This is a genomic window from Neoroseomonas soli (genome assembly GCF_018129065.1).
GTDB lineage: Bacteria > Pseudomonadota > Alphaproteobacteria > Acetobacterales > Acetobacteraceae > Neoroseomonas > Neoroseomonas soli.
Genome location: NZ_JAAEDM010000138.1, coordinates 1 through 6958, shown reverse-complemented (window position 1 = coordinate 6958; position 6958 = coordinate 1). Strand labels below are relative to the sequence as shown.

The window sequence follows — 6958 nt, the reverse complement described above, 5'->3', positions numbered from 1 at the left end:
CAGTCGGCATCGCGCGGCGCGGGGCGCCAGCAGCAGGCCGCCGCCGCCTGCACCCGCGGTGCCCGCTGCGCCCCGCGCCAGGTTTCCTGGCAGGCCGGCCTCGCCCCCGCGACCAATGCCCAGGCCCAGGCCTGCCCGGCCGGCACGCTGGCGACGCTCGCCCGCGGTCATACCGACGTGGTGCGTTGCGTGCCGCTCTGACGCGCCCGGCAGTTTCGCGAACCGTATCCGCGCGGGCGCTGGCGGCGCGGGTGCGTGCAAGATCAAGGCCATAGGGGCGGCAGCGGTCTTCGACCGCATGGCATCGAACGCCGCCGCCCGTACGGGGGCCTGCCCCGCCGCGACGGCCGCCGCGGGCCGCGCTGCCTTGCCGCAGGGCGGGCCGCGGAGTAGGTAGCGGCGGCTTTCCGCACTGCACCTGCACCAAGGACGCATCATGGCCCGCAAGAAGATCGCGCTGATCGGCGCCGGCAACATCGGCGGCACGCTCGCCCACCTGATCGGCCTGAAGGAGCTCGGCGACGTCGTGATGTTCGACGTCTTCCCGGGCGTCGCCGCCGGCAAGGCGCTCGACATCATGCAGTCCGGGCCGGTGGACGGCTTCGACAGCGCCATGTCCGGCTCGGGCGACTACAGCGCCATCGCGGGCGCGGATGTCGTCATCATCACCGCCGGCTTCCCGCGCATGCCGGGCATGAGCCGCGACGACCTCGTCTCCAAGAACGCCGGCGTCATCGCCCAGGTGGCCGAGGGCGTGAAGACCCACTGCCCGAACGCCTTCGTCATCGTCATCACCAACCCGCTCGACGCGATGGTGTGGGTGTTCCAGCAGAAGTCCGGCCTGCCGGCGAACAAGGTGGTCGGCATGGCCGGCGTGCTGGATTCCAGCCGCTTCCGCCTGTTCCTGGCGCAGGAGTTCAACGTCTCGGTCGAGGACGTGACGGCCTTCGTGCTCGGCGGCCATGGCGACACCATGGTGCCGCTGACCCGCTACTCCACCGTCGCCGGCATCCCCGTGCCGGATCTCGTGAAGATGGGCTGGTCCACGCAGGAGAAGATCGACGCGATCTGCGCCCGCACCGCGAATGGCGGCGGCGAGATCGTGAAGCTGCTCGAGAAGGGCTCCGCCTTCTACGCGCCGGCCGCTTCGGCGATCGCGATGGCCGAGGCGTACCTGAAGGACAAGAAGCGCGTCCTGCCCTGCGCGGCCTGGCTGGACGGCCAGTACGGCATCGACGGCCTTTATGTCGGCGTGCCGGTGGTGATCGGCGCGAATGGCGTGGAGCGGATCGTCGAGATCGAGCTCAACGCGGCGGAGAAGGCGGCCTTCGACAAGTCCTGCGGCGCGGTCCGCGAACTGATCGACGCCTCCAAGAAGCTGGTGGGCTGACCCACCCGGGCCCGGCGGCGACGCCGGGCCCTTTTCCTTTCCGGCCAAGTGGAACCCCCCGCATGAACATCCACGAATACCAGGCGAAGGAGCTGCTGCGCCGCTACGGCGTCGCGGTGCTCGACGGCCATGTGGCCTGGACCGCGGACGAGGCGATCGCCGCTGCGAAGCAGCTTCCCGGCCCCGTCTATGTCGTGAAGTCGCAGATCCACGCAGGTGGCCGCGGCGCGGGACGCTTCAAGGAAGACCCGAACGGCAAGGGCGGCGTGCGCGTCGTCAAGTCGATCGAGGACGTGAAGACCGCCGCCGACGCGATGATCGGCAAGACCCTCGTCACCAAGCAGACCGGCGAGCACGGCAAGGTCGTCTCCCGCGTCTATGTCGAGGATGGCTGCGACATCAAGCGCGAGCTGTATCTCGGCCTGCTGATCGACCGCGACACCTCGCGCCTCACGATCATGGCCTCCACCGAAGGCGGCATGGAGATCGAGGAGGTGGCCGAGCACCACCCCGAGAAGATCCTCAAGGTCGCGGTGGACCCGGCCTCGGGCATCTCGGGCTTCCATTGCCGCAAGCTGGCCTTCGGGCTCGGGCTGACGGGCAAGCAGGTTTCCTCCTTCACGAAGTTCGTGACGGCGCTCTACGGCGCCTTCCTCGAACTCGACTGCATGATCGTCGAGATCAACCCGCTGGTCGTCACCGGCGCGGGCGAGATCGTGGCGCTCGACGCCAAGGTGTCCTTCGACGACAGCGCCCTCTTCCGCCACAAGGACCTGGAAGAGCTGCGCGACGACAGCGAGATGGACCCGAAGGAACTCGACGCGGTCAAGAACGACCTGAACTACGTCGCGCTCGACGGCGAGATCGGCTGCATGGTGAACGGCGCCGGCCTTGCCATGGCGACGATGGACATCATCAAGCTGTATGGCTCGTCGCCCGCGAACTTCCTCGATGTCGGCGGCACGGCGAATGCCGCGCGCGTGACCGAGGCGTTCCGCATCATCACCTCCGACCCGAACGTGAAGGCGATCCTCGTCAACATCTTCGGCGGCATCGCCAAGTGCGACATGATCGCGGAAGGCATCGTGGCGGCGACCAAGACTCTGCACCTCAAGGTGCCGCTGGTGGTGCGGCTCGAAGGCACGAATGTCGATCTCGGCAAGAAGATCCTGGCCGACAGCGGCCTTGCCATCATCCCCGCCGACAACCTGGCCGACGCCGCGCAGAAGGTTGTCGCCGCCGTGAATGGAACGCGCGCCTCCGGCGCGACGAAGGGGGCCTGAGCCATGGCCGTTCTGGTCGACAAGAACACCCGCGTCATGACCCAGGGCTTCACCGGAGCCCAGGGCACCTTCCACGCGTCGCAGGGCATCGCCTACGGCAGCACCTATGTCGGCGGCACGACGCCCGGCAAGGGCGGCACGATGCACCCGGAATTGAACCTGCCGGTCTTCGACACGGTGGCCGAGTGCGTGGCGAAGACGCAGGCGAATGCCTCCGTGATCTATGTCCCCGCGCCCTTCGCGGCGGATGCGATCCTGGAGGCGATCGACGCCGAGCTGCCGCTCATCATCTGCATCACCGAGGGCATTCCGGTGCTCGACATGGTGAAGGTGAAGCGCGCGCTGTCGGGGTCGAAGTCGATCCTGGTCGGGCCGAACTGCCCGGGCGTGATCACGCCGGAAGCCTGCAAGATCGGCATCATGCCTGGCCACATCCACAAGCGCGGGTCGGTCGGCGTGGTGTCCCGTTCGGGCACCCTCACCTATGAGGCGGTGGCGCAGACCACGGCCGCGGGGCTCGGCCAGTCCAGCTGCGTCGGCATCGGCGGCGACCCGGTGAAGGGCATGGACTTCATCGACGTCCTGGAACTCTTCCTCAAGGACGACGAGACGAAGTCCATCGTCATGATCGGCGAGATCGGCGGCCAGTCCGAGATCCTCGCGGCCGAATACCTGAAGCGCGAGAACTTCGCCCCGGGCAAGCCGAACAAGCCCGTCGTCGGCTTCATCGCCGGCGCGACCGCCCCTCCGGGCCGCCGCATGGGCCACGCGGGCGCCGTCATCTCCGGCGGCAAGGACACCGCCGCGGCGAAGATGGAAGCCATGGCCGCTTCCGGCATCCATGTCGCGGACAGCCCCGCGGCACTGGGCTCGACCATGGTCAAGGCCCTGAAGGGCTGACCAGCCCTGCGGGGCGAAAGCCCTGCCACAAATGGGCCACGCGCCCTATGTTAAGCGGCGCCGCCGCCCCCTTCCACCGGGGGCGGCGGCGACCCGTACCTGATACCAACCCTACGTGAGCCCCGGCGGTTTCGCCCGCCGGCACGGAGAGAAGCAATGGCCGGAGTTGACGTCCTCGCAACCGCGATGACCGGCGCGAATGCCGCCTATCTCGCGGATCTCTACGCCCGCTGGGCGGAGAATCCCGACAGCGTCGATCCCTCCATGGCCGAGCTCTTCGCCGCGCTGAACGACGAGGCGCGCGCCGTGCTGACGGACGCGACCGGTGCCTCCTGGGCCCCGCGCATCCGCGGCGCCTTCGGCCCGGAGCCCGAGAAGCCCGCCCCCGCCAAGGGTGCCAAGGGCGCCCCCGCCGCGGCCGACCCGGAAGCGACGCGCCGCGCCGTGCTCGACAGCCTGCGCGCGCTGATGCTCATCCGCTCCTACCGCGTGCGCGGGCATCTGGAGGCCCAGCTCGACCCGCTCGGCCTGACCAAGCCGACGCCGCACCCGGAACTGGATCCGAAGACCTACGGCTTCACCGAGGCCGACCTCGACCGGCCGATCTTCCTCGACATGGTGCTGGGGAAGGAGACGGCGACGCTGCGCGAGATCATCGCGATCTGCCGAGCCTCCTATTGCGGGTCGATCGGCGTCGAGTTCATGCACATCCAGGACCCCGAGCAGAAGTCCTGGATCCAGCGCCGCATCGAGGGCGCGCCCTGGGTGAACGCCTTCGACGCCGCGGCGAAGAAGCAGATCCTGCAGGAACTGACCGAGGCCGAGGGCTTCGAGGCCTTCTGCGCCCGCAAGTATGTCGGCACCAAGCGCTTCGGGCTGGAAGGTGGCGAATCCACCATCCCGGCGATCGAGGCCGTCATCGAGGCCGCCGCGAAGGGCGGCACGACCGAGATCGCGATCGGCATGGCCCACCGCGGCCGCCTGAACGTGCTCGTCAACGTCGTGAAGAAGCCCTTCGTGCAGGTCTTCTCCGAATTCAAGGGCGTCGGCGCCAACCCTGACGACGTGCAGGGTTCCGGCGACGTGAAGTACCACCTCGGCACCTCGGTCGATGTCGAGATCGGCGGGCGGATGGTCCACCTCTCGCTGCAGCCGAACCCCTCGCACCTCGAGGCGGTGAACCCGGTCGTCGCCGGCAAGGTGCGCGCGCGCCAGGACATGGCGGGCGACACCAAGGGCCGGCGTTCGGTGATGGGCATCCTGCTGCATGGCGACGCGGCCTTCGCCGGCCAGGGCGTGGTCTATGAGACGCTGGCGATGAGCCAGCTCATCGGCTACCGCACCGGCGGCACGGTCCACATCGTCACCAACAACCAGATCGGCTTCACCACGGTCCCGGCGCACGCCTATTCGGGCCTGTACTGCACCGACGTCGCCAAGTCCGTGCAGGCGCCGATCCTGCACGTGAATGGCGACGACCCGGAGGCGGTGGTGTTCTGTGCCCGCATGGCCGCCGAATTCCGCATGCAGTTCGGCGCCGATGTCGTGCTCGACATCGTCTGCTACCGCCGCCACGGCCACAACGAGGGCGACGAGCCGGCCTTTACCCAGCCGATCATGTACAACCGCATCCGCGAGATGCAGACCACGCGCACCCGCTACGCGGAGAAGCTCGCGCGCGAGGGCTCGGTCCCGGCCGACGATTCCAAGGCGATGCTCGATGCCTTCAACGCGCAACTCGAGGACGCCTACCAGGCCGCGCAGTCCTTCAGGCCGAACAAGGCCGACTGGCTGGAAGGCCACTGGACGGGCCTGAAGTCCGCCACCTCCGGCGAGGACGTGGAGAAGCTGCACGAAACGGCCGTCGCGCTCGACACGCTGCGCGAGGTCGGCGGTGCCCTCGCCCGCGTGCCCGAAGGCTTCGGCGTGAACCCCAAGATCGCCCGCCAGCTCGAGGCCAAGAAGCAGGCCATCGAGACCGGCGAGGGCATCGACTGGGCGACCGGCGAGGCGCTCGCCTTCGGCACGCTGCTGCTCGAAGGCCACCGCGTGCGCCTGTCCGGCGAGGACGTGCAGCGCGGCACATTCTCCCACCGCCACGCCTACCTGATCGACCAGGCGACGCAGGCGGAATACGTCCCGCTCAACAACATCCGCGACGGCCAGCCGAAGTTCGAGGCGTTCAACTCCCTGCTCGCCGAATTCGGCGTGCTCGGGTACGACTACGGCTACACGCTCGCGGACCCGCACACGCTGGTGCTGTGGGAAGGCCAGTTCGGCGACTTCGCCAACGGCGCGCAGGTCATCATCGACCAGTTCATCGCGTCCGCCGAGACGAAGTGGCTGCGCATGTCCGGCCTGGTGATGCTGCTGCCGCACGGCTACGAGGGCCAGGGGCCGGAGCATTCCTCCGCCCGGCTCGAGCGCTACCTGCAACTCTGCGCCGAGCGCAACATGCGCGTGTGCAACTTCACCACGCCGGCCAACTACTTCCATGCGCTGCGCCGCCAGCTGAAGGCGAACTACCGCAAGCCGCTGGTGCTGATGACGCCGAAGTCGCTGCTGCGCCACAAGCTGGCCGTCAGCAGCCTGAGCGAGTTCGGCCCCGGCAGCGCCTTCCGCTACGTGATCCCCGAAATCGACGCGATCGCGCCCGAGGAGAAGGTGAAGCGCGTCGTGCTCTGCACCGGCAAGGTCTATTACGACCTGCTGCAGGAACGTCGGGACAAGGGCGTCAAGGACGTCGCCATCGTGCGCGTCGAGCAGATGTATCCCTTCCCGGCCAACAGCCTGGCCAAGGCGCTGGCGCCCTACAAGAACGCCGAAGTGGTGTGGTGCCAGGAGGAACCCGAGAACATGGGCGCCTGGACCTTCCTGGACCGGCGCATCGAGAAGGTCCTCGGGACCCTCGGCATCAAGGCGAAGCGCCCCGAATTCGTCGGGCGAGAAGAGGCGGCGAGCCCGGCCACGGGCCTCGCCAGGATCCACCAGCAGCAGCAGGAAACCCTGGTGCGCGCAGCCCTCGGGCTGTGACGGCGCCCAGGGCAGACAACGGACGGCAGACATGACCGACATCCTCGTTCCCACGCTCGGCGAGAGCGTTTCCACCGCGACCGTCGCCCGCTGGCTGAAGAAGGCCGGCGAGGCCGTGGCGGCCGACGAGCCGCTGGTGGAACTCGAGACCGACAAGGTGACGGTGGAGGTCAACGCGCCCGCCGCCGGCGTGCTGGAATCCATCGCCGCGAACGAGGGCGCCGAGGTCGGGCCTGGCGCCCTGCTCGGTTCCATCGCCGCCGGCGCCAGCGCCGCGAGGCCCGCCCAGGCGCCGCAGCCGGTCGCGCCGGCACCGGCCACCCCGCATGTCGAGACGCCGCGCGCCGTGACC

The 6958-nt window shown here is 68.9% G+C and carries 5 protein-coding genes and 1 pseudogene; all 6 read left to right on the top strand.

Going from position 1 to position 6958, the window contains the following annotated elements; genetic code table 11:
• Positions 1–201 (top strand): annotated as a pseudogene (locus GXW76_RS24440) (hypothetical protein); the annotation flags it as partial.
• 235 nt (positions 202–436) lie between these two features.
• On the top strand, positions 437–1390 hold the full coding sequence (gene mdh, locus GXW76_RS24435) for a malate dehydrogenase (RefSeq protein ID WP_211864755.1): 954 nt from the start codon (positions 437–439) through the stop codon (positions 1388–1390).
• A gap of 62 nt (positions 1391–1452) precedes the next feature.
• The gene (gene sucC, locus GXW76_RS24430) at positions 1453–2673 is read left to right on the top strand and encodes an ADP-forming succinate--CoA ligase subunit beta (RefSeq protein WP_211864754.1); all 1221 of its coding nucleotides are present in this window, start codon (positions 1453–1455) and stop codon (positions 2671–2673) included.
• Between the two features lie 3 nt (positions 2674–2676).
• The gene (gene sucD, locus GXW76_RS24425; RefSeq protein WP_211864753.1) at positions 2677–3573 is read left to right on the top strand and encodes a succinate--CoA ligase subunit alpha; all 897 of its coding nucleotides are present in this window, start codon (positions 2677–2679) and stop codon (positions 3571–3573) included.
• Between the two features lie 156 nt (positions 3574–3729).
• Complete coding sequence (locus tag GXW76_RS24420) at positions 3730–6606, top strand: 2-oxoglutarate dehydrogenase E1 component (RefSeq protein ID WP_211864752.1); 2877 nt, start codon at positions 3730–3732, stop codon at positions 6604–6606.
• A 31-nt stretch (positions 6607–6637) separates the two neighbouring features.
• A partial coding sequence (locus GXW76_RS24415) for a biotin/lipoyl-containing protein (RefSeq protein WP_338151036.1) occupies positions 6638–6958 on the top strand: 321 nt, incomplete at its 3' end.

Coding starts and splice junctions, on each gene's coding strand:
- mdh (WP_211864755.1), top strand. CDS start 437: ATGGCCCGCAAGAAGATCGCGCTGATCGGCGCCGGCAACATCGGCGGC.
- sucC (WP_211864754.1), top strand. CDS start 1,453: ATGAACATCCACGAATACCAGGCGAAGGAGCTGCTGCGCCGCTACGGC.
- sucD (WP_211864753.1), top strand. CDS start 2,677: ATGGCCGTTCTGGTCGACAAGAACACCCGCGTCATGACCCAGGGCTTC.
- GXW76_RS24420 (WP_211864752.1), top strand. CDS start 3,730: ATGGCCGGAGTTGACGTCCTCGCAACCGCGATGACCGGCGCGAATGCC.